The sequence below is a fragment of the Bradyrhizobium sp. WSM1253 genome, from assembly GCF_000244935.1.
GTDB classification, from domain to species: Bacteria; Pseudomonadota; Alphaproteobacteria; order Rhizobiales; family Xanthobacteraceae; genus Bradyrhizobium; species Bradyrhizobium canariense.
The window spans coordinates 2,500,481-2,522,731 of record NZ_JH600073.1; the positions used below are offsets into that span (position 1 = coordinate 2,500,481).

General features: G+C 65.1%; 19 protein-coding genes. 5 read left to right on the top strand and 14 right to left on the bottom strand.

Going from position 1 to position 22,251, the window contains the following annotated elements; translation table 11 throughout:
- Positions 1-35 precede the first annotated feature (35 nt).
- The 5 genes from BRA1253DRAFT_RS13455 to BRA1253DRAFT_RS13475 form a co-directional block, all read right to left on the bottom strand.
- The gene (locus tag BRA1253DRAFT_RS13455; RefSeq protein WP_245285911.1) at positions 36-1,769 is read right to left on the bottom strand and encodes a methyl-accepting chemotaxis protein; all 1,734 of its coding nucleotides are present in this window, start codon (positions 1,767-1,769) and stop codon (positions 36-38) included.
- Positions 1,770-1,976: 207 nt separating this feature from the next.
- A complete protein-coding gene (locus BRA1253DRAFT_RS13460) occupies positions 1,977-2,228 on the bottom strand; it encodes a hypothetical protein (RefSeq protein WP_007594936.1) in 252 nt (83 codons plus the stop codon).
- Between the two features lie 164 nt (positions 2,229-2,392).
- Complete coding sequence (locus tag BRA1253DRAFT_RS13465) at positions 2,393-2,992, bottom strand: hypothetical protein (RefSeq protein ID WP_007594937.1); 600 nt, start codon at positions 2,990-2,992, stop codon at positions 2,393-2,395.
- 112 nt (positions 2,993-3,104) lie between these two features.
- The gene (locus BRA1253DRAFT_RS13470; protein ID WP_007594938.1) at positions 3,105-4,091 is read right to left on the bottom strand and encodes an MDR family oxidoreductase; all 987 of its coding nucleotides are present in this window, start codon (positions 4,089-4,091) and stop codon (positions 3,105-3,107) included.
- Between the two features lie 40 nt (positions 4,092-4,131).
- A complete protein-coding gene (locus BRA1253DRAFT_RS13475; protein WP_007594939.1) occupies positions 4,132-5,385 on the bottom strand; it encodes an MFS transporter in 1,254 nt (417 codons plus the stop codon).
- A gap of 330 nt (positions 5,386-5,715) precedes the next feature.
- Between BRA1253DRAFT_RS13475 and nadA the strand changes: the two genes are divergently transcribed.
- The 3 genes from nadA (at position 5,716) to nadC (ending at position 9,400) form a co-directional block, all read left to right on the top strand.
- A complete protein-coding gene (gene nadA, locus BRA1253DRAFT_RS13480; RefSeq protein WP_007594940.1) occupies positions 5,716-6,822 on the top strand; it encodes a quinolinate synthase NadA in 1,107 nt (368 codons plus the stop codon).
- An 80-nt stretch (positions 6,823-6,902) separates the two neighbouring features.
- Complete coding sequence (locus BRA1253DRAFT_RS13485) at positions 6,903-8,510, top strand: L-aspartate oxidase (RefSeq protein ID WP_007594941.1); 1,608 nt, start codon at positions 6,903-6,905, stop codon at positions 8,508-8,510.
- An 11-nt stretch (positions 8,511-8,521) separates the two neighbouring features.
- On the top strand, positions 8,522-9,400 hold the full coding sequence (gene nadC, locus BRA1253DRAFT_RS13490; RefSeq protein WP_007594942.1) for a carboxylating nicotinate-nucleotide diphosphorylase: 879 nt from the start codon (positions 8,522-8,524) through the stop codon (positions 9,398-9,400).
- A gap of 4 nt (positions 9,401-9,404) precedes the next feature.
- Here nadC and BRA1253DRAFT_RS13495 read toward each other — a convergent pair whose 3' ends face one another.
- The 3 genes from BRA1253DRAFT_RS13495 to BRA1253DRAFT_RS41445 form a co-directional block, all read right to left on the bottom strand.
- Complete coding sequence (locus tag BRA1253DRAFT_RS13495) at positions 9,405-10,859, bottom strand: cell wall hydrolase (RefSeq protein ID WP_007594945.1); 1,455 nt, start codon at positions 10,857-10,859, stop codon at positions 9,405-9,407.
- A 473-nt stretch (positions 10,860-11,332) separates the two neighbouring features.
- Positions 11,333-14,287 carry a pyruvate, phosphate dikinase gene (gene ppdK, locus BRA1253DRAFT_RS13500; protein WP_007594947.1) on the bottom strand — a complete coding sequence of 985 codons (2,955 nt, stop codon included), beginning with the start codon at positions 14,285-14,287 and terminating at the stop codon, positions 11,333-11,335.
- A gap of 96 nt (positions 14,288-14,383) precedes the next feature.
- Entirely contained in the window at positions 14,384-14,539 is a 156-nt protein-coding gene (locus BRA1253DRAFT_RS41445) for a DUF3096 domain-containing protein (protein WP_007594951.1), read from the bottom strand.
- Positions 14,540-14,762: 223 nt separating this feature from the next.
- Between BRA1253DRAFT_RS41445 and BRA1253DRAFT_RS13505 the strand changes: the two genes are divergently transcribed.
- Positions 14,763-15,116, top strand: a complete 354-nt coding sequence (locus tag BRA1253DRAFT_RS13505; protein WP_007594952.1) for a DUF1236 domain-containing protein — start codon at positions 14,763-14,765, stop codon at positions 15,114-15,116.
- A 264-nt stretch (positions 15,117-15,380) separates the two neighbouring features.
- Here BRA1253DRAFT_RS13505 and glyS read toward each other — a convergent pair whose 3' ends face one another.
- The 6 genes from glyS to BRA1253DRAFT_RS13540 all read right to left on the bottom strand — a co-directional run bounded on the left by glyS (position 15,381) and on the right by BRA1253DRAFT_RS13540 (position 21,036).
- The gene (gene glyS / locus BRA1253DRAFT_RS13510) at positions 15,381-17,480 is read right to left on the bottom strand and encodes a glycine--tRNA ligase subunit beta (RefSeq protein ID WP_007594953.1); all 2,100 of its coding nucleotides are present in this window, start codon (positions 17,478-17,480) and stop codon (positions 15,381-15,383) included.
- Positions 17,480-18,415, bottom strand: a complete 936-nt coding sequence (locus BRA1253DRAFT_RS13515) for a glycine--tRNA ligase subunit alpha (RefSeq protein ID WP_007594954.1) — start codon at positions 18,413-18,415, stop codon at positions 17,480-17,482. The genes glyS and BRA1253DRAFT_RS13515 overlap by 1 nt, the downstream gene beginning before the upstream one ends.
- A gap of 200 nt (positions 18,416-18,615) precedes the next feature.
- A complete protein-coding gene (locus BRA1253DRAFT_RS13525; protein WP_007594955.1) occupies positions 18,616-18,807 on the bottom strand; it encodes a hypothetical protein in 192 nt (63 codons plus the stop codon).
- Between the two features lie 118 nt (positions 18,808-18,925).
- Entirely contained in the window at positions 18,926-19,834 is a 909-nt protein-coding gene (locus tag BRA1253DRAFT_RS13530) for a S49 family peptidase (RefSeq protein WP_007594956.1), read from the bottom strand.
- Positions 19,835-20,045: 211 nt separating this feature from the next.
- On the bottom strand, positions 20,046-20,816 hold the full coding sequence (locus BRA1253DRAFT_RS13535; protein ID WP_007594958.1) for a tRNA1(Val) (adenine(37)-N6)-methyltransferase: 771 nt from the start codon (positions 20,814-20,816) through the stop codon (positions 20,046-20,048).
- The gene (locus BRA1253DRAFT_RS13540) at positions 20,809-21,036 is read right to left on the bottom strand and encodes a DUF2007 domain-containing protein (RefSeq protein WP_007594964.1); all 228 of its coding nucleotides are present in this window, start codon (positions 21,034-21,036) and stop codon (positions 20,809-20,811) included. The genes BRA1253DRAFT_RS13535 and BRA1253DRAFT_RS13540 overlap by 8 nt, the downstream gene beginning before the upstream one ends.
- 132 nt (positions 21,037-21,168) lie before the next feature.
- Between BRA1253DRAFT_RS13540 and BRA1253DRAFT_RS13545 the strand changes: the two genes are divergently transcribed.
- The gene (locus BRA1253DRAFT_RS13545; protein ID WP_007594965.1) at positions 21,169-22,176 is read left to right on the top strand and encodes a polyprenyl synthetase family protein; all 1,008 of its coding nucleotides are present in this window, start codon (positions 21,169-21,171) and stop codon (positions 22,174-22,176) included.
- Positions 22,177-22,251 lie beyond the last annotated feature (75 nt).

Consider the following 22,251-nt stretch of genomic DNA (forward strand, 5'->3'; position numbering starts at 1 on the left):
GCAGGGCGTCTTCCGAGCTGTCCGGAACGAGGTTCTTAGGCGGCGCGCACGGTGTCGAGGAATTTTCCGACCTCAAGCTTGAGGCGGTTGCTGTCGCCGGACAGCGACTGCGCGGCTGCCAGCACCTGCGAGGATGCCGAGCCGGTTTCGCCCGCGCCGCGCTGCACGTCGGTGATGTTGGACGAGACCTGATGGGTGCCTTCCGCCGCCTGCTGCACGTTGCGGGAAATTTCCTGCGTCGCCGCGCCCTGCTCCTCGACGGCCGCGGCGATCGTGGACGATATCTCGGACAGCTTTTCAATGGTGTTGCTGATGGCGCTGATGGCGGCGACCGAGTCCTGCGTCGCGGCCTGAATGCCCGAAATCTGCTGGCCGATTTCGCCGGTCGCCTTTGCGGTCTGCTCGGCCAGCGCCTTCACTTCGGAAGCCACCACGGCAAAGCCACGACCGGCCTCGCCGGCGCGTGCCGCCTCGATGGTGGCATTGAGCGCCAGCAGGTTGGTCTGGCCGGCGATGGTGTTGATCAGCTCGACCACGTCGCCAATGCGAGCCGCCGCCTTGGACAATTCGCCGACACGGTCCGTTGTGGTGCGGGCCTGGGTAACCGCCTCGCTCGCGACCCGCGCCGATTCCTGCACCTGGCGGCTGATCTCGGTGATCGAGGACGACAGCTCCTCCGTGGCCGACGCCACCGACTGCACGTTGGTCGACGCCTCCTCCGAGGCCGCAGCAACCACTATCGTCAGTTCCTGTGCCCGCTCCGCCGTCGAGGTCAGCGTCGAGGCCGACGCTTCGAGCTCCGTCGCGGCCGAGGAGACGGTGTCGACAATCTCCCCGACGGCAGCTTCGAAGCCGTTCGCGAGCTTGTGCATCTCTGCCTTGCGTTGCGCGGCTGCGACCTGGTCCTGCCTGATCTTGGCCTCGGCATCCTCGCGCGCCTTTTGCTCGGATACGATCTTGAATTTCTCGACGGACGCGGCGACGCCGCCAACCTCGTCCTTGCGGCCGAGCCCCGGCAGCACCACGGAGAAGTCACCGCCAGCGAGCTTGTCCATGGCAACCGTGAGCGCGCGGATCGGCCGCGCGATGGTCAGGAAGGACATCAGCCATGAACCGACGAGGACGAGCACGGCGCACGCACCGACCACCATGCCGAGACGCTCGCTCGCGGCCATCTCCTGGGTCGCGGCAGCGATTTCTTCCTCGCCTTTGTGCTTGGCGAAATCGGCGATCTCGCTGGTCAAATTATCCAGTTGCGTCGCAAGCGGCAGCGTCACCTCACGGATCTGGCGCGCGCCTTCCTCGGAAATCTTGGCCGCGCGCGCGGGGTCCGTGGCCGCAACGGCAATGGCCTCGCTGCGAAAAGAGGCGTTCTGCTGTGCGCCCTTCAGGTAATCGGCGGACGTAGACCTGAGCTTCTCCATCCGCGCGCGATTTTCCGGGGAGTGCGTCAATCTGAGCATGGAATCGATGACGCCGTTCAGCGCTTTCGACCGCTCCAGCAGAGTCTCGCTCGCCTTTTGCAAGTCACCCTGATTGTTGGCGAGACGCATGTCGCGTACAGCGAGCTGCATGCCACGTATTCCAAGCTTGGCTTCGGTGGCCTCGCGCACCAATTCCTGCTGCGCAATTGCTGCTTGGTTGGAATGACGCACGGTGTTGTTGCCGATGACCTGGCTCGCGATCATGGCGCCGACGAGAATAACGCCGAACACCGAAGCGAGCGCGAGCTTGGTACCAATTTGTAGATTCTGGATGAGTCTCGACATGAGGGCGTTTCCCGGGATGCGCGGCCAAGTCATTGTCGGCCGCCCTCGGCGTTGATCGCCCTTGCCTAAGAACTGAGCTTCAGGTGTGGTGATCCGGTTAACGGCCACCCCCGGACAAATACCGGCTTCGCCGGGAAATCCCTTGAAAAATGGCACGGTCCGCGCGCTTAACAAGTTAACCACACGCGGCGGTAAGATGCCCGATTTCTAGCCAGTGCGACCAAGGGCTTTCTGGCTCTCGCCGATCAGGCTGATCCGGAACACCGGCTCCTTGTTCTCGTCGAGCAGCTCCATGCGCCATTCGGCGTCCTGTTTCAGGCCGCGTGAGATGCCGCCGAGCAAATTGGCACAGACTTCGGTCATCTCGGTCCAGGCCGCGGCGCGGTCCTCGAACTCATATGGCTGGTCGGCAGCACCGGAATAGCGGCCCGTGCTGATACGGAAGAAGTACAGCGACATCGTTGAACCCTTTTATCGGGCCGCGCCCCCCGGCCGTACGCAAACTGGGGCGCGAACAGCTACCAACGCATGAAAGCCGCCGTCCGTATGACTACGGCGCGGCGGCTTCGTGTTTGATGGCAGCTCTCAACGACAAAGTGCGCGGACTGTCCTGCGCAGCCAACTCACTGGGTCGAGCGGCGCAGCTCCAGCGGGGCGTCGTCCCTGGCGGGCTCCGATTTAACTTGCGGCTTCACCGGCTCGAGCCGGCTGCTCTCGACGCGTGGGGTCTCGACACGCGCGGCGACTTCGGTGTTGGTCGCGCCGACCGAACCCGTGTGTTCCGAGGTGCGCAGCGAGCGCGGCCGCGCGACGGCGCGCGCCATCAGCATCTGGTTGCCGCCTTGGTGATGGAAGTCGCAATAGGCGAAGCCCATCCCCGACACCGAGCCGCGGAAACTGCGATCGTCGGTCTTTTCAAGGTTGAAACAGGGCTCGAACGGAATGCCCTTGATCGAGGCGCAGACGTTCTGGCCGCGGATCTGAAGCGTGTTGCCGGGCAGACGGAGATGTTTCACCGGACCTGCACCCGAGAACTGCACAGCGCCGGCGGCGCCGAGGTCGTCCATGATGCGGCCAGCCCCGCGGGTGCCGTCAAAGCAGGTGAAAGCAAACACCTTCCCGGCGACGAAGCGGCGCGCCTCATCGGCGTTCATGCTTCCAGCAATGGCCGGCGCAAACGTCGCTACCGCCGTGACCGCCCCCAACACAATACGCGCAAGCATGCTCAACTCCGAACCAACCCCGCAGCGGGCTATGCCTTATCTCTTTACCCGCTGCTTACCATACTAACCATGGCGACATTGAAGCAGCATGGTTGGTAAAGTCTGAACGCCGTTAGAGAATTTTTACAACGGTGCGACCGCGGACCTGGCCGGCCAGGATTTTCGCGCCCCACTCCGGAACTTCGGAAAGCGGAATTTCGTGAGTAATTTCAGCTAGTTTTGTCCGATCCAGATCGGACGCCAGGCGCTGCCAGGCGGCTTTCCGCGGCTCGATCGGGCACATCACGGAATCGATGCCGAGAAGGCACACCCCGCGCAAAATGAAGGGCGCGACGGAAGACGGCAGGTCCATGCCGGCCGCCAAGCCGCAGGCCGCGATCGCGCCGCCATACTTTGTCATCGACAGGAGATTTGCGAGCGTGGTCGAGCCGACGCTGTCGACGCCACCCGCCCAGCGCTCCTTGGCGATGGGCTTGGCGGCCGCTGACAATTCGTTGCGGTCGATCACCTCAGTCGCGCCGATCTCTTTCAGATAGCCGGCTTCGGAGGCACGGCCGGTGGACGCGATGACGTGATAGCCGAGCTTCGAGAGCACGGCGGTCGCAACCGAGCCGACGCCGCCCGCCGCGCCCGTCACCACGACCGGACCGCTGTTCGGCGACACTCCGTGCTTCTCCAGCGCCAGCACGGACAGCATCGCGGTGAAGCCGGCGGTGCCGATCGCCATGGCGTCGCGCGCCGACAGGCCCTGCGGAAGAGCGACCAGCCAGTCGCCTTTCACCCGCGCCTTCTCGGCATAGGCGCCGAGATGGGTCTCCCCCATGCCCCAGCCGGTGCAGACGACTTTATCGCCCGCCTTCCATTGCGGATGCGAGGACTGCTCGACGGTGCCGGCGAAATCGATGCCGGCAATCATCGGAAAGCGGCGCACCACCGGCGCCTTGCCGGTGAGCGCAAGGCCGTCCTTGTAGTTCAATGTCGACCATTCCACGCGGACGGTGACGTCGCCCTCCATCAGCTCGGCTTCGTCGAACTGCGTGAGCTGCGCGGTGGTGCCCTTGTCCGCCTTGTCGATCCGGATCGCCTTGAACGTCGCCACAGCAAAACTCCCTGACTTGTTTCAGGGGATGTTTAGCCGATCAGGCAGGCTGCGCAACCGCCCGCTGGACCGGTTTTTCCACGATCGGAAGATTGATCAGCGCCGAGAGCACGCCGAACAGGATCGAGAGCCACCAGATCGGCGTGTAGGAACCGAACCGCTCGAACACAATGCCGCCGAGCCAGACGCCGAGGAAGCCGCCGACCTGATGGCTGACGAAGGCGAAGCCATAGAGGGTGGCGAACCAGCGCGTGCCGAACATGATCGCGACCAGCGCCGAGGTCGGCGGCACGGTCGACAGCCAGGTCAGGCCGGAGACCGCGCCGAACGCAATCGCCGAGAATGGCGTGATCGGGAACGAGATGAAGGCAAACGTCGCAAGCGCGCGGGTGAAATAGATGCTCGAGAGGATGTAGCGCTTGGGAAGTGAGTTCTGGAGATAGCCGACGCTCAGCGATCCCATGATGTTGAACAGGCCGATCGCGGCGATCACCCAGCCGCCGACTTGCGTGGAGATGCCGTTATCGACCAGGAAGGCCGGCAGATGCACCGTGATGAAGGCAAGCTGGAAGCCGCAGGTGAAGAAGCCGAGCACAAGCAGCACGTAGGAGCGATGGCCGAAGGCTTCCGCGAGCGCTTTGGTGAAAGTCTGCTGGTCCGCGGGCGCCGCGTTTGCCGTGCTTGCGACCGGCGGCGTCGAGAGCGCCAGCGCCAGCGGGATGATCAGCAGCATCAGGAAGCCGAACACGGTGAGCGCCTGCTGCCAGCCGAAATTGTCGATCAGGGCCACACCGATCGGCGCGAACAGGAACTGCCCGAACGATCCCGCCGCAGTGCCGGCGCCAAGCGCAAGGCCGCGCTTCTCGGCCGGCAAGAGCTTGGTAAATGCCGAGAGCACCAGATTGAACGAGCAGCCGGCGAGACCGAAGCCAACCATGACGCCAGCGCCGATGTTGAGCGACAGCGGCGTCGAGGAATAGCGCATCAGGAGCAAGCCGCCGGCATAGAGCAGAGCGCCGACGCACATTACCCGGAACAGGCCGAAGCGATCGGCGACCGCGCCGGCGACGGGCTGGCCCAGTCCCCACAGCAAATTCTGAAACGCGATCGCGAGGCCGAACACGTCGCGGCCCCAGGCATATTCATGGCTCATCGGCTGTACGAAGAAACCGAGCGCCGAGCGCGGGCCGAAGCCGAGCATCCCGATCGCGCAGCCGCAGAGAATGATGATCGCCGGCGTACGCCAGGAGGAGGAACGGGAGACCGAACCGAGCTCGCCCATCTGTGTCGACATGCTGTTCCTCGTGCGTCGTCGCGGATTCGCAAATGGCAGCCGCGAGCCAGCTCGTTTAATGCATCTGCATGAAAACCCCAAGTCAAAAACGATTGCATTCCGCGAAGAGCTGGCGCGGGAGCATTGCATTTCCTCGCGACCTTAGCCGACGCGCCGGGCGCCGGACTTGACGGAAATGTGTGCGGCAAGATCTGGCGGCCCGCCGCGCGCCGTGTTATCTTCGATTTACTCAAATTGAGCATATCGAAGGTCCACCGGCCCCCTCGGCCGGATTTCTCAGGCCACAAATATACTCATATTGAGTACAACTGACATACTCGGGAGGCTTCGATGCCGCTAACTGGAATTTACGGCCCCGACGACTTTGCCAACCGGCCGCAGGGCCACGTCATCGCGCCGGCACGGCCGGGGCAGGCGCGAACCGGACCTCCGCTGCCGATGCCTTCACTGGAATGGACGCCGGAGGTCGAGCGAGCCACCGCACCGCTTTACGAGCGCGTGAAACAGGTGATCCCGCCGATCGAATGGCCGCTGATGGCCCCGACGATCAAGGCGATCAACGAACTGAAGCAGGCGCGCGGCGCGGTGATTCTCGCGCATAATTACCAGGCGCCGGAGATCTTCCACTGCGTCGCCGACATCGGCGGTGATTCGCTCCAGCTCGCGGTCGAAGCCACCAGGGTGAAGGCCGGCATCATCGTCCAGTGCGGCGTGCACTTCATGGCGGAGACGTCGAAACTGCTCAATCCGGACAAGACGGTGCTGATCCCTGATACGCGCGCGGGCTGCTCGCTCGCCGCCAGCATCACTGGTGCCGACGTCCGCCTGCTCCGCGAAAAATTTCCCGGCGTGCCTGTCGTCGCCTATGTCAACACCTCCGCGGAGGTGAAGGCCGAGGTCGATATCTGCTGCACCTCGTCGAACGCGGTTCAGGTGGTCGAGAGCCTCGGCGCGCCCAGCGTGATCTTCCTGCCTGACCGCTATCTCGCCACTTACGTGGCCTCGAAGACCGACGTGAAGATCATTGCCTGGAAGGGCGCCTGCGAGGTGCACGAGCGTTTCACCGGCGCCGAGCTGCGCAGCTACCGCGAGGCCGATCCCTCCGTTCAGATCATCGCCCATCCCGAATGCCCGCCGGACGTGCTGGCCGAGGCCGACTTCACGGGCTCGACCGCGCACATGATCAACTGGGTGCGCGAGCGGCGGCCGCGGCGGCTGGTGATGATCACGGAATGCTCGATGGCCGACAATGTGCGCGCCGAGCTGCCCGATGTGGAGATGCTGCGTCCCTGCAACATCTGCCCGCACATGAAGCGCATCACGCTCGCCAACATTCTGGAGAGCCTGCTGACGCTTCGCGACGAGGTCACGATCGATCCCACGCTTGCGGACCGCGCAAGGCGCTCGGTCGAGCGGATGATCAATCTGAAGAACTAGCAACACACACAGCGGTCGTCCCGGCCTAGTGCGCAATTGCGCACTAGGCCGGGACGACAGCTGAGAGCTTGGAGAAAGCTATGACAACAAACACCATCCACCCCCTCGCCCGCAGCGCCGACGATGTCGTCATCGTCGGCGGCGGTCTCGCCGGACTCTTTTGCGCATTGAAGCTCGCGCCGCGGCCGGTGACATTGATCTCGGCCGCGCCGCTCGGACAGGGCGCGTCATCCGCATGGGCGCAAGGCGGCATCGCCGCCGCAATAGCTGAAGGCGATACGCCGGAAGCGCACGCCGCGGATACGATCGCCGTTGGCGGCGGCATCGTCGACGAAGCTGTCGCATTGGAAATCGCGCGCGAGGCCGCGCCGCGGATTCACGATCTTCTCGCCTATGGCGTGCCGTTCGACCGCGATCTCGCAGGCAGGCTCGCCGTCGGGCGCGAAGCCGCACATTCGGCGCGGCGTATCGTGCATGTGCGCGGCGACGGCGCGGGCGCCGCCATCATCGCAGCCCTGAGCGAGGCCGTGCGGCGCACACCATCGATCCGGCTGATCGAAGGCTTTGTCGCCGAAGCGCTGTTGACCGAGAACGGCGCTGTCATCGGCCTTCAACTGCGCGAAGTCCGCAATTACGCCGCACGGCCGGTCCTCCTCGCTGCGCGGACGGTGGTGCTCGCCACCGGCGGCATCGGCCATCTCTATGCCGTCACCACCAATCCGCGCGAGGCCAGCGGATCCGGCCTTGCGATCGCCGCACGCGCCGGCGCGGTCATTGCAGATCCCGAATTCGTGCAATTTCACCCGACCGCCATCATGGTCGGCCGCGATCCCGCGCCGCTCGCCACGGAAGCCCTGCGCGGCGAAGGCGCGACGCTGATCAACGGCCGTGGCGAGCGTTTCATGGCGGCGCGCCATCCGCTCGCCGAGCTCGCACCGCGCGACATCGTGGCCCGCGGCGTGTTCGCGGAGATCTCGGCCGGGCGCGGCGCCTTCCTCGATGCGCGGCAGGCGCTGGGCGCACGTTTTGCCGACAGGTTCCCGACCGTTCATGCAAGCTGCATCGCCGCCGGCATCGACCCCGCCACGCAGGCCATCCCGATCGCACCGGCGGCGCACTATCACATGGGCGGCATCGCGGTGGACGATCGCGGCCGCAGCTCGATCGACGGGCTCTGGGCCGGCGGCGAAGTGTCGTCCACCGGCGCGCATGGCGCGAACCGGCTTGCGTCGAATTCGCTGCTGGAGGCCGTGGTCTACGCCGCGCGCATCGCCGACGACATCGCCGGCCGCACCATTCCCTCGCCCGCGCGCCTTGCGGACGTGCCGACGCCGCGGGGCGACGCGCCGGATGCTGCGGACGTGAACCGGCTGCGGACGCTGATGAGCGCGCATGTCGGCGTGATCCGCAATGGTGAGGGGCTTGCGGAGGCGGTCCGCAGCTTCGCCGCGCTCGAATGCGAGGCCGCGAGCATCACGGTCCGCAACATGGCAACGGCAGCCCTGCTCGTGGCGGCGTCGGCCTGGAACCGGCGCGAGAGCCGCGGCGCGCATTTCCGCTCCGACCATTCCGCGGACGTTCCCGCGCTCGCGCAACGCACGATGACGACGCTCGCAGCAGTGCGCGAGATCGCAGATGGCCTAACCGAACGCCCGACACCACGCATCGCGCAACCCATGATCGCTTGACGGAGTCCGCCATGATCACCCCAACCTCTCTGCTCTACCCCGACGCCTTCCTCTCCCCGCTCGCGATCGACGAGGCTGTGCACCGCGCGCTCGATGAGGATCTCGGCCGCGCCGGCGACATCACCTCGCTTGCGACGATCCCCGAGGCAACGAAGGCGCAAGCGATCCTGGTCGCACGGCAATCCGGCGTGATCGCCGGCTTGCCGCTGGCGCTCGCCACCCTGCAAAGGCTTTCGCCCGACATCGAGGTACGCGCACATGTTCGCGACGCCGCGCGCGTCGCCCGCGGGCAGCAGGTGCTGACGATCTCGGGGCCGGCACGCGCCGTCCTCACGGCGGAGCGGACCGCGCTGAATTTCGTCGGCCGCCTGTCAGGCGTTGCGACGCTCACGGCGGACTATGTTGCGCGCACCGAGGGCACCCGGATGCGGATCTGCTGCACGCGAAAAACCACGCCGGGATTACGGGCGTTGGAGAAATACGCGGTACGTTGCGGCGGGGGCTTCAATCACCGCTTCGGGCTCGACGACGCGATCCTGATCAAGGACAACCACGTCGCGGTCGCCGGCGGTATCCGCCCCGTGCTGGAGCGCGCCCGCGCCCATGCCGGCCATCTCGTCAAGATCGAGATCGAGGTCGACACGCTGACGCAGTTGCGCGAGGTGCTCGACACCGGCCTTGCCGACGCCGTGCTGCTCGACAACATGGACATTGCGACGCTGCGCGAGGCCGTTGGGATCAACGAGGGACGCCTCAAGCTGGAGGCATCCGGCGGCGTCACCCTGGGCTCGATCGCAGCCATCGCGGCGACCGGCGTCGACTACGCTTCAGCCGGCGCGCTGACGCATTCGGCACCGAATTTCGACTGCGCGCTGGATATCGAGATGTGAGGCGCTACCTTCGCTCGGTCGTGCCCATCTCGGCGGAGCTCTTGGCTTCCTGGGTGAGTTCGGCGGAGAGCGCGGCGGTCTGCGCCGGCGTGCCCCAGCTCGGTTCCTCGCTGCCGTCGCCCCAGGCGCGTGGGCGATAGAAGGTGTGGACGCCGGTCTTGTACATCTTCTTCATCTCGGCGACCCAGGACGGGCGCACCCAGTAGGCGTGGTAGTGCGTGGACTTGCCGACCTCGGGCAGCCAGATCTGGCCGTCGAGCATGGCCTTCGAGATCTTTTTCGCACGCTCCCACATCTCGGGCTCGCGGATCACGTCGGCATTGTTGTCGCAGGCAAAGGTGAACTGGCAGGCGAGATGCCGGTGCTTGTTCTGATAGACGGCGCCGCACACCGTGTCCGGATATTTGCCGGAGAACACGCGGTTCATCACCACCTGCGCAACCGCCATCTGACCGCGCACGGCTTCGCCGCGGGACTCGAAATAGACGGCCTCCGCGAGGCATTTTTCGGACTTCGCGCGCGACTTGTCGTCGAGCGCGAGCCGTTCCGCCGGCGATCTGGCACGCTGGTTGTCGACGTTGACCTCACCCTTCGGCGCGACGCTCTCGCCACTTTCGATATCCTTCGCAAGATCCTCCGACGGCGGCGACAGCGAGGCCGTCACCTTCATGTCGGGGTCGGGCATCACGATCAGCGGCTCCGCACCGGGTTGCCAGCTCTCGATGCTCTCGACGTTGCCGCCGAGCGAGGAACTGCCGAAGAATAGGTTCGAGATCTTGACGCGGAACGGATCGCGCGGCGGTGCAGCCGGAATGGTGGCCTGCTTCAGCGCTTCGAGCGGCTGGAGCGCGATCGAGCGCGCGGCGTCGCTGGCCTTTGGCGCATTGGTGTATTGCGGCAGCGGCGGCGCGCGCAGCGCCTCCGCGAGTTCGGGATCGAGCGCGGCCGCGGACTCCGGCGACATCGCCTGTGGCAGCGCGACGGTCTTGGCGCCGAACACCGAGCTGTTCGACGTCGCGGGATCTTCCTGCGTCGGCGCTGCCGTCGGCGCGCCCGCTTCGGGAGCCTGCGTCGGTGTGACCGTTGCGAGGCGGTCACCCTTCATCGAGCGATCGACCTTGGGAAAATCGGCGGCCTGGTAGCGCGGCGGCGCCTGCAGCGCCGGATTGCGGCTGATCGCGCCGGTGACGTCGCGGCCGTCGAGGCTCGCGAGACGAACCATCGCGCTCTGCGGAGCCGAAGTGCCGATCGGCCGGGAAAAACTGTAAGTGGCCAGCTGTATGGAGGACGCAGCAGAGAATACCTGCTTCTGCCAACGCTCCGCGACGCCGGGTTGGCGCGCCAGCAGCGAGGCAATGTCCTGATAGCCGGTCTCTCTCGGCATCAATGCGAAGATGCAGAGACCGATGCCGAAGGACGCGAACCGCGCGCCCTTCGGATGGGTACGCAACAAAAACATCGATACGCTCACGCTACGCTTACGCTAGAAAAATCGAGCCGCAGTACATCCGTGCAATTCGATCTTTATCGTGAGTATCTAATTTAGGTTGCCGGGGCGTTAATCGGCGTTGCGCATGCGGCACACGCAATCAATCGCAGGTGTTTTCACGGGGCGATGATGCGCATTGGTAAATGCGCCCTCACGCGACGCGGTAAACAATTGGTCAACGCGAATGGTGAAGGAACTCTTGCTCGCACGTGTCATTACGGGACGCGCGATGGGTTCCCGGTATTGCGCGATGTGCTCACACGCACGCTCCTCAAGCTCGTCATTGCGAGGAGCTCTTGCGACGAAGCAATCCAGACTGCTGCCGCACGAAGATTCTGGATTGCTTCGCTACGCTCGCAATGACGGCGTGGAAGCAGTCGAGCCTCAAAAAGAAAGAGGCGGGGCTTGGCCCCGCCTCTCCGCATTCAGCATTTCAAATCGGCTTATGCCTGGCTCGCAACCGCTTTGCCGAGCGCGGCTTGCGCCGCCGCGAGGCGGGCGATCGGGACGCGGTAGGGCGAGCAGGAGACGTAGTCGAGGCCGATCGCGTGACAGAAGGCGACGGAGGCGGGATCGCCGCCGTGCTCGCCGCAGATGCCGACCTTGAGCGAGGCGCGCGTCTTGCGGCCGCGTGCGACGCCGATCTTGACGAGCTCGCCGACGCCTTCCTGGTCGAGCGCGACGAAGGGATCGATCGGCAGGATGCCCTTGGACACGTAGGTGCCGAGGAAGCTCGCGGCATCGTCACGGCTGATGCCGTAGGTCGTCTGCGTGAGGTCGTTGGTACCGAACGAGAAGAACTCGGCGCTCTCCGCGATCTCGGCCGCGAGCAGGCAGGCGCGCGGCAGCTCGATCATGGTGCCGACCTGGTAGGTCAGCTTGGTGTTGGTGTCGCGCATCACCGCCTTCGCGGTGGAATCGATGCGCGCCTTGACGAGGTCGAGCTCCATCTTGGTGGCGATCAGCGGCACCATCACCTCGAGGCCGACGGCCTTGCCGGTGCGCTTCTCGGCCTCGACTGCCGCTTCGAAGATCGCGCGCGCCTGCATCTCGGCGATCTCGGGATAGGCGATCGCGATACGGCAGCCGCGGAAGCCGAGCATCGGGTTGAACTCCGACAGCTCGCGCGCGCGGTCGGCCAGGCGCCGCGGGTCGGTGTTCATGGCGCGCGCCACTTCCTCGACCTCGGCATGGGTGTGCGGCAGGAACTCGTGCAACGGCGGATCAAGCAAGCGGATCGTGACGGGCAGACCCTTCATGATCTCGAACAGCTCGACGAAGTCGGCGCGCTGCATCGGCAGCAGCTTTGCCAGCGCAGCGCGGCGCGACTGCTCGTCCTCGGAGAGGATCATCTCGCGCACCGTGCGGATGCGCGTCTCCTCGAAGAACATGTGCTCGGTACGGCACAGGCCGATGCCTTCCGCGCCGAACTTGATCGCGGTGTGCGCGTCTTCCGGCGTGTCCGCGTTGACGCGCACGCCGATCTTACGGACCTGGTCGGCCCATTTCATTAGCGTGCCGAACTCGCCGGACAGCTCGGGCTCGATCATCGGCATGCGGCCGGCGAGCACCTGGCCGAGCGAGCCGTCGATGGTGATGACGTCGCCGGTCTTGAAGGTGCGCGAGCCGATGCTCATGGTGCCGCGGCCGTAATCGACGCGGATGGTGCCGCAACCGGAGACGCAGGGCTTGCCCATGCCGCGCGCGACCACCGCAGCATGCGAGGTCATGCCGCCACGGGTGGTCAAGATGCCTTCGGCGGCGTGCATGCCGTGGATGTCCTCGGGGCTGGTCTCGATCCGGACCAGAATCACCTTGCGACCGTCGGCCTGAAGCTTGGCCGCCTCGTCCGAGGAGAACACGATCTCGCCGGAGGCCGCACCCGGCGAGGCCGGCAGGCCGGTCGCGATCACGTCGCGCTTGGCATTGGGGTCGATGGTCGGATGCAGCAGCTGATCGAGCGAGGCGGGGTCGATCCGCGTCACCGCTTCCTTCTTGGTGATCAGGCCTTCATTGGCGAGCTCGACCGCGATGCGCAGCGCCGCTTTCGCGGTGCGCTTGCCGCCGCGGGTCTGCAGCATCCAGAGCTTGCCCTGCTCGACCGTGAACTCCATGTCCTGCATGTCGCGGTAGTGCTTCTCGAGCAGCGTGTAGATCCGGGTCAGCTCGTTGAAGGCTTCCGGCATCGCCGATTCCATCGACGCCTTGTCGGAGCCCGAGTCCTTGCGCGCTTCCTCGGTGATGTCCTGCGGCGTGCGGATGCCCGCCACCACGTCCTCGCCTTGCGCGTTGATCAGGAACTCGCCGTAGAGCTTGCTCTCGCCGGTCGAGGGATTGCGCGTGAAGGCAACGCCGGTCGCCGAGGTCTCGCCCATGTTGCCGAACACCATGGCCTGCACGTTGACCGCGGTGCCCCAGGATTCCGGAATGTCGTGCAGCCTGCGGTAGGTCACCGCGCGCGCGTTCATCCAGGATGAAAACACCGCGCCAATGGCGCCCCAGAGCTGGTCGTGCGGATCCTGCGGAAAATCCTTGCCGGTTTCGCGCGCGACCGCGTCCTTGTACTTGCCGACCAGATCGACCCAGTCGTCGGCGGTGAGATCGGTGTCGAGCGTGTAGCCCTGGCTGTCCTTGAAGGTGTCGAGGATTTCCTCGAAATGATGATGCTCGAAGCCGAGCACCACGTCCGAATACATGGTGATGAAGCGGCGATAGCTGTCATAGGCGAAGCGGCGATCGCCCGACAGTTCCGACAGCGCTTCCACGGTTTCGTCGTTGAGGCCGAGATTGAGCACGGTGTCCATCATGCCCGGCATCGAGGCGCGGCCGCCGGAACGCACGGAGACGAGCAGCGGGTTCCTGGAATCGCCGAAGATCTTGCCGGTCAACTTGCCGACATGGTCGAGCGCCTTCTCAACCTGCGACTTCAATTCCTTGGGGTAGGATTTGTCGTGCGCGTAGAAATAGGTGCAGACCGAGGTCGGGATGGTGAAGCCCGGAGGCACCGGCAGGCCGAGATTGGCCATCTCGGCGAGGTTGGCGCCCTTGCCGCCGAGCAGGTCGCGCATCTCCGCTTTGCCCTCGGCCTTGCCGTCCCCGAACGTGAACACCCACTTGCCGGCCTTGGCCGCAACAGGCGCCGCCTTGGTTGAAGCAGCCTTGCTCGGTACCGACTTCGCGGCGACCTTCGGCGCAACCGGCTTCTTCGGCGCCTTCGCAACAGCCTTGGAAACGGCCTTGGCCGCAGGCTTCACAGCCGGCTTGGCAGCAGCCTTGGCCACGGGCTTCGGGGCGCGCTTGGCAAGTGCCTTGCGGGCCGCCGGCGCGGCTTTCGCCTTGGCAGAGGACTTTGATTTCGCTGGCATTTTCGCTGAAGTTTTCGAGGCGGCTTTGGCCATAGCTTGCACACAACCTGCGAGAGGAATGGGTAATCGCGGGCCTTACACCACTTTGGGCAGGTCCGCGCAAGTCGAAGAGTTCCGTAGAATGAAGGCCTAGAGATGGAGCCACTTCAACAATCCGAGCCCGATCGCACCATTTATGATGAGAAAAATCGCGACGATCAGGTTCAGCAGGCGCGGCATGATCAGGATGAGCACACCCGCAAGCAGCGACAGGATCGGCGAGATATGGGCGACGGTGATGTGCATGAACTTTCTTTCCGTGGGGTGGGGGCGAATCGCGGCGGGATCATAGCGGACTAGGTTCCGCGGGTAGAGACGCACTGGGCGGGCGCGAGTTCCCGGCTTCGCGAAAACTGCCCGAAAATGCCGCGAATGCGGCGGCCGTTTTCCGGAACATCGCGAAGACGCATGCATTGGCAACCGGTCGCGCCATTGGCGCTTCCCGAAAACCTTCTCGAAGGAGTTGCCCATGCGGAACAGGATTCTTGCTCTTGCAGCGCTCGCGGCCGCGATCGGCTCGCCCCTTGCGGCGCAGGCGCAAAGCAGCGTCACAGTGGGACGCGCACCCGTCGTCGTCGACAGCGGTCCGACCATTGCGGTCGAGCAGCGGCCGGCGTTCCGCGACTATGTCGTCGAACAACGTGTGCCGGCTTTCCGCATCCCGGATCGCGTGGTGGTCGGTGCCACCTTACCTGAAAGCGGCGTGACCTATTATGACGTGCCGCAACGTTTCGGCGCCACCACCTATCGCTACACCGTCGTGAACGGCGAGACCGTGCTGGTCGAGCCGCGCTCGCGGCGCATCGTCGAGGTGATGGACTAGCGTCTTCAGGGATCGACTAGGTGTCCGGCGCGTCACATCAATCAGGCTGACGCGAGCAGTAGAGTCGGACATCAGGCCCCGCCCGGTCCTCCCCCCGCCGGGCGGGGCTTTTTGTGCTTCGTGTGTGCGTGCTCTCGTGTCCCGGACGCGACGCAGCGCGTAGCGTTGCGGCGCAGAGCCGGGACCCAGAATCTTTTGCGGCGGCATGGGCCCCGCTCTGCAGCGCACCGCTAAGAAGCGCTGCGCCGCGTCCGGGGCACGAGGTCAATCCTGGATCTTCGAGAAATCCGCCACCGCACGCGTGGCGCTGCGGATCTCGTTGAGCAGCTTCAGGCGGTTTTCGCGCACCTTCGCATCCTCGTCGTTGACGCGAACTTTCTCGAAGAACGCATCGACCGGCGGGCGTAGCTTGGCCATCGCACTCATCGCGGCAGCGAAGTCTTCCTTCGCGACAGCAGCGCTGGCTTCCGCCTTCACCTCGTCGATCGCCTTGGCCAGCGCCTTCTCCTCGCCGAGACCGTAGAGCGCGGCATCGGGCGCGCCGTCGAAGCTGCGCTTGTCCTTCTTCTCCTCGATGCCGAGGATATTGCTGGCGCGCTTGATGCCGGCGAGCAAATTCTTGCCGTCGTCGGTCTCGAGAAACTTGCCGAGCGCCTCGACGCGGCGAACGATCATCAGCAAATCATCCTGGCCGCCGAGCGCGAACACGGCGTCGACGAGATCATGCCGCGCGCCCTGCTCTCGGAGCTGAACCTTCAGGCGATCAGCGAAGAAAGCAAGCAGGTCGGTCGGAAGCTTCTGCGCATCGGCAGGCTTCAAGGACAAGCCGGCGAGTGCGGACGCCGCCATCTTCATGATCGACAGACGCAGTGCGTTCTCAGCGATCAGCCTGATCACGCCCAACGCCGCACGACGCAGCGCATACGGGTCCTTGCTTCCCGTCGGCTTCTCGTCGATTGCCCAGAAGCCCACCAGCGTATCGAGCTTGTCCGCGAGCGCCACTGCGACGCTGACCGGATCGGTCGGCACGCGATCCGCGGGCCCTTGCGGCTTGTAGTGCTCCTCGCAAGCGGCGGCCACGGAGGCATCCTCGCCCTGGGCCAGCGCGTAGTACTTGCCCATCAGGCCCTGCACCTCGGGGAATTCGCCGACGACTTCCGTCAGCAGATCCGCCTTCGCCAGATGCGCGGCACGCGTCGCCTTCGCGACATCGGCACCGACGAGCGGCGCGATCTCGGCGGCGAGGCGTTCGATCCGCTTGATACGCGCGGCCTGCGTGCCAAGCTTCTCGTGAAACACGATCTGCTCGAACTTCGGCAGCCGGTCTTCCAGCTTCGTCTTCAGGTCCGTCTCGTAGAAAAATTTCGCATCGCTCAGCCGCGGACGGATCACGCGTTCGTTGCCGGCGACGATGGTCTTGCCGCCGTCGGGCGCCTCGATATTGGCGGTGAGGACGAACTTGTTGGTCAGCTTGCCGGTCTTGGGATCTTTGACGACGAAGCACTTCTGGTTGTTGCGGATGGTCGCGCGGATCACCTCGTCGGGGATCGCGAGATATTCCGCTTCGAACGATCCCATCATGACGACGGGCCATTCGACGAGGCCCGAAACCTCATCGAGCAGCGCCTGGTCCTCGACCAGTTCGAACCCTTGCGCGAAGGTCAGCTCCTTGGCGTCGGCGAAGATGATGTCCTTGCGCGCCTGCGGATCGAGGATGACTTTTGCGGCCTTCAGCTTCGCTTCGTAATCCTCGAAGCGGCGCACGGAGATCGCGCTAGGTGCCATGAAGCGATGGCCGTAGGTGGTCTGGCCGGCCTCGATGCCGTCCACCGAGAATTTGACGACATCGGGCTCTTCGGTCTCGAGCCCGAACGTCGCGGTGATCGCGTGCAGCGGACGCACCCAGCTCAGCGAGCCCGGTTTTCCGGAGCGCGCGCCCCAGCGCATCGATTTCGGCCAGGGGAAGGTGCGGATGACCACGGGGAGGATTTCCGCGAGCACGTCGATCGCGTCGCGGCCGGGTTTCTCGATCAGCGCGATGTAGAAGTCGCCCTTCGGGTCGCGCTGGATCTTGGCCTCGTCCAGCGACGTCAACCCCGTCGCTTTCAGAAAACCCTGCACGGCCGCATCGGCCGCGCCGATCTTTGGTCCACGGCGTTCGGTCTTGAGGTCAGGCTGGCGCGCAGGGATGCCGTGCACGGTGAGCGCGAGGCGGCGCGGCGTCGCGAACGCCTTGGCGCCTTCGTAGACGAGACCTTCGGCGACGAGCTTGTCGGTGACCATGCGGCGCAGATCCTCCGCCGCCTTGGCCTGCATGCGCGCGGGGATTTCTTCGGAGAACAGTTCAAGCAACAAATCAGGCATCAGGCCGCTCCACCGGCTTCGGTGTGTATCCAGGCCTCGCCGCAAGCCTTTGCCAGTTCGCGCACGCGAAGGATGTAGCTCTGCCGCTCGGTCACCGAAATCACGCCGCGCGCGTCGAGCAGGTTGAACACATGGCTCGCCTTGATGCACTGGTCATAGGCTGGCAGCGACATCAGATGCGCCTCGCGCTTGCCATCTTTCCAACCCGCGTCGAGATATTTCCTGCAAGCGGATTCCGCCATCTTGAATTGCTCGAACAGCATCGCGGTGTCGGCGATCTCAAAATTGTGCTTCGAATATTCCCGCTCGGCCTGCAGGAAGACATCGCCATAGGTGACCTTGGCGTCACCGTCGCGGCCGTTGAAGTTGAGGTCGTAGACGCGATCGACGCCCTGCACGTACATCGCGAGCCGCTCGAGTCCGTAGGTGAGCTCGCCCGCGACCGGCGCGCATTCGACACCCGCGACCTGCTGGAAATAGGTGAACTGGCTGACTTCCATGCCGTCGCACCAGCACTCCCAGCCGAGGCCCCAGGCGCCCAGCGTCGGGCTCTCCCAATCGTCCTCGACGAAGCGGATGTCGTGCATGGCGGCATCGATGCCGATCGCGGCGAGCGACTTCAGGTACAGCTCCTGAAGGTTCGGCGGCGACGGCTTCATGATCACCTGGAACTGGTAGTAGTGCTGCATCCGGTTCGGATTCTCGCCGTAGCGGCCGTCCTTGGGCCGCCGCGAGGGCTGCACATAGGCCGCATTCCACGGCTTTGGCCCGAGCGCGCGCAGCGTCGTCGCCGGATGGAAGGTGCCCGCACCCATCTCCATGTCGTAGGGCTGCAGGATCACGCAGCCCTGCTCGGCCCAGAACCGCTGGAGCGCGAGGATAAAACCCTGGAACGAGCGTTCCGGGCGCATATGGGCGGGCAAGGAGGCGTCCATCGTCAGATCGGGCTCTCGCGGGGGGTTGAATCGCGCGGGACCGTATCGACGGCAGGGGTGGGAATCAAGGCGAAGGGGGTGGATTCGCAGGGCGACGAACTCTTCGTCGTGGCCGGGCTTGTCCCGGCCATCCACGCCTTCCCCGCGGTACGAAGAACGTGGATGCCCGGGACAAGCCCCGGGCATGACGCCTGTGGCGGCTACCCCGGCCGGTAAGATCCACTCACGGGGTCACGCTTCAGCGTCTGAATATCCCCGGCATGGGCGGCCTCGGCGACGCGCGAGAGGCGCATCTCCTCCAGCTCCTGGTTAATCCTGATAGCGGTCTTGTAGGCCCAGCGGACCACGGCAAGCCCACCCAGGACGCCCGCGAATGCGACGAACGGCGGCATTGGTCGTTCCTTGTTCACAATGCTCAGCCCCCACGCTCATTCTTGCGCAGACCGGGCCGCGCCGCAATTGGTACGGCTTCAAGTCTCCTTGGGGCCAAATGGCGCGGAGGGGCTCCGTCTAGAACCCGAATTTCGCCCAGATCGCGCGCGTCTCGACCGCCGAGATCAGGTCGTCCGGCAGGCCGGCCATCGATTCCAGAGCCGAAAGCTGCCCCGCGCCGGGCGATTTCCGGCCCAAAAGGCTGGAGAGCAGACCGGTCGGCTGGGCAATCACGGGGGTGAGAACCTTCTCGCCATAGCGGGCACGAAGAGTTGAGCGGAGATCGCCGATGCTGTCGGCGAGCCCGAGCGCGATCGAAGTCTCGCCGGCCCAGTATTCGCCCGTGAACAGGGTGTCGTCGGAGCCCTTCAACCGTGTGCCGCGGCTCTCCTTCACCAGCGCGATGAAGATCTGGTGGATCTCGCGCTGGAGCGCCTTCAGCTTGGCGACGTCGTCGGGGTTTTCAGGGAGAAACGGGTCGAGCATCGCCTTGTGCGCACCGGCAGTGTACAGGCGCCGCTCGATGCCGAGCCGCTTGATCGCCTCCTGGAAACCGAAGCTGCCGCCGAGCACGCCGATCGAGCCGAGGATCGAGGACGGATCGCAGATGATCTCGTCCCCGGCGCAGGCGATCATGTAGCCGCCGGAGGCCGCGACGTCCTCGACGAACACCAGCACCGGCAGCTTCTTCTCCGCCGCGAGCTGCTTGATGCGCAGGTAGATCTGGCGCGACTGCACCGGCGAGCCGCCAGGCGAATTGATCACCAGCGCCACCGCCTTGGCGTTGCGCATCGAGAACGCCCGCTCCAGCACCCGCGAAACGGTCGCGAGCGTCATGCCCGGGCGCAGCGGCGTCACCGCGCCGATCACCCCGGACAACCGCACCACCGGCACCACGGCCGTGCCGGGACGGAAGCGCGCCGGCAGATATTGCATGAGCTTGTCGGCCAGGCCGGAACTCTCACGATCGTTCAATTGTTCGGCCATGCCGTTACCTCTGATTAACCATTTCTTATCACGCGACTGTCATTGGAAGGGCCCGGAACGTGTTTTGCAAAAACCCCGTTGAGAGGCTGCAATGGGCCAGCGGAGAACACCATGAAAATCTATCTGCTGATGCTGCTGATCGGTGCGCTGTTCATGGCGATCCGCCTGACGACTCCGCAAGAGCAGCAGTCGGAATCGCTTCCGCAATAGCTCAGCACGGTTCCACCAGGGGTAGAACCGCCCTTCCCTCCAGAATATCCATCACCTCTTTTTTAGGCACGCGGGACTCCTCGTTGAGCATGAGGCCCGGCAACAATCGTACCGGAGCCCTTCCGCCCTTGATCGCGCGAACCAGCACGCGGATCGCGGGCCGCCCGGCTTCACCGTGAACCGGCAGAATCACAAGACTGCCGAAGCCGCGAGACAGCGCCGCCAAAACCTCCGCGATCCCGTCTGCGCGCCATATCAATGTCAGCGCGCCATTCGATCGGAGGATGCGCCGCGCCGCATGCACCCAGGCATTCAGCGTCTCATCCGTCGCCACATGCGCGATCTGGCGCGCCTGGTCGGGCGAGCCGCGATGGCGAGCGGGATCGTTGAAGGGCGGGTTCGTCAGCACCACGTCGACGCTGTCGGGCGCGAGCCCGCTGGCCGCGAAGGCCTGCGCGTCCGCGGTGACGTCGAGCACGATTGTCTCGGCGGCAATCGCATTCGCTGCCGCATTGGCGCGCGCAAGCTCCGCCAGCTCGGGATCGATCTCGACCAGGCCGAGCCTGATCCCGGCAACGCGCCGAGCCAACGCAAGCCCGGCCGTGCCGATGCCGGCACCGAGATCGACGACACGGTCGCCCGCCCTCGCCTCCGTCGCCGCCGCGAGCAGAATGGCATCGTGCCCGGCGCGATGGCCGGACCGCTTCTGCTTCAGCCGCAATTGGCCGCCGAGAAAGGCGTCCTCGGTGAGGTCTGCCAGGGCTTCACTCATCGCCGCGCAGTTCGTGGCTGAGGCCTGCCTCGGTCAGAAGCTGCCGGGCTTCGAGGGCGTCGTCCTCGTGGACCAGGATCCGCCGCGGCAAAATGCCGAGCGAGCCCTCGATGATGCTCATGTTCTGGTCCAGCACCAGATGATGGATGTTGGCGCCGTCGAGCAGCGCGCCGATCGCCGACACCAGCACCATATCGTTGGTCCGAACCAGTTCTCGCAAAACACAGGCCTCCTGCCTGACGGGGATTAAGCGCCAAATGTCAATGGTTCCACGGCCCTTGCCGCATCCCCGTCCAGTTTCTATTGTCTTTCCATCAGAATAGCCCTTCCGGGGCAAATATTGGAGACCGGCGTGGCCGTCATCGTACCTTTCGAAACTCCCGGCGCGTCGATCGAAGAGCTGGTTGCCCTTGTCGCCGGTGACATGGAGCGCGTCAACGCCACGATCCTGTCGCGGACCGGTTCGGACGTGACCATGATCCCGGAGGTCGCCAACCATTTGATCTCCTCCGGGGGCAAGCGCCTGCGGCCGATGCTGACGCTGGCCATGGCCAACCTCGCCGGCTACACCGGCGACGGCCATATCAAGCTCGCCGCCAGCGTCGAATTCATGCATACCGCCACCCTGCTCCATGACGACGTCGTCGACGAGAGCGAGATGCGCCGCGGCAAGCTGTCGGCGCGCATGCTCTGGGGCAATGAGGCGAGCGTGCTGGTCGGCGACTTCCTGCTCGGCCAGGCCTTCCGCATGATGGTCGAGGTCGGCTCGCTCCGTGCGCTCGACATTCTCTCCGCGGCCGCCGCCACAATCGCCGAGGGCGAGGTGATGCAGCTTGCCGCCGCCAAGAACACCGCGACCACCGAGGACGAATATCTCGCCGTGATCCGTGGCAAGACCGCCGAGCTATTCGCGGCCGCCTGCGAGGTCGGCCCCGTGATCGCCAATCGTCCGAAGGCGGAGCAGACCGCCTGCCGCTCGGTCGGCATGAATCTCGGCATCGCCTTCCAGCTCGTCGACGACGTGCTCGACTATGGCGGCAAGAGCGCGAAGCTCGGCAAGAATACCGGCGACGATTTCCGCGAGGGCAAGATCACGCTGCCCGTCGTGCTCGCCTTCCGCCGCGGCAACGACACCGAGCGCGCCTTCTGGATCCGCGCGCTCGAGCGCGGCGAAATCGGCGACACCGACCTCGACCACGCCATCGGGCTGATGAACAAGCATCGTGCGCTCGAAGACACGCGCAGCCGCGCCCAGCACTACGGCGCCATGGCGGTGGACGCGCTGGCGCTGTTCCCATCCTCGCCAATGAAGAGCGCGCTGGAGCAGGTCGTGGCGTTCTGTCTGGCACGGTCGCATTAGGGCTCCGCATCCTTAGCGCTTGCTGGTCGCCACACCCTCGGTGTCGTCCCGGCGAAGGCCGGGATCCATTACCCC